This is a genomic window from Pararobbsia alpina, assembly GCF_902859895.1.
GTDB classification, from domain to species: domain Bacteria; phylum Pseudomonadota; class Gammaproteobacteria; order Burkholderiales; family Burkholderiaceae; genus Pararobbsia; species Pararobbsia alpina.
In genome coordinates, this window is record NZ_CADIKM010000203.1 from 1 (window position 1) to 710 (window position 710).

The 710-nt window shown below is 68.5% G+C and carries 1 pseudogene; it reads right to left on the reverse strand.

From position 1 onward, the window contains the following. Positions 1-710: pseudogene (locus HV670_RS30275) on the reverse strand (site-specific integrase); the annotation flags it as partial.

Here is a 710-nt window from a genome sequence, read left to right on the forward strand (position 1 = left end):
CGTGACAGGCCGCGCTCGCCGAGAGACTGGAACAGCGCCTCCGCTCCCAGGGGCGGTAGCGCCACCTTCGCCGCCTTGGCGCCCTTTCCGATTAGATGGATCCAGCGGTCGGCCCCTGCGTCGGTCCGGATCGCTCCCAGTGTCAGACCGACGAACTCGCCGGCCCGCAATCCTGTTGCGTACGAGAAATCCAGCACGAACCGCAGACGCTGCGCGGCTGGAAGCGCCCATCCGTACGAGTATTCCAGCCCGTCGGCGATCGCCCGCGTGATGGCCCACTCGCCCTCACTGAACCCACGCGACGCATCGAGGACCGCGGAACGGGTCGCGCCCCGGACCTTGAGGCCGGCAAAAGGGTTCGCGAGCACGTAGCGTTGCTCGGCTAGCCAGCGGAACATTGCACTGAGCACCGACAGTGCATGCGCGATCGAACGCGCAGACAGTCCGCCGGTGAACGGCCGCCAGTCTGGGGCCGAGCGCGGCCGGACCGGGCCGGTCCAGCGACCGGCCGGCGCCGGATGTCGCAGGAAGGTCCGATAGGCGACGGCGTCCTCGGTCGTGAGCGACGATAGCGCTCGACCCCGTTCGACGATGGCCCAGAGGATCAGGCGCTCGGCCTCCTTGCGGTACGTCCTCAGCGTCGCCGGTGATTCGTGCAGTGACAGCCAAGCCTGGATGGCGGCGTAGTCGTTGTCGGCATCCAGCGTGCA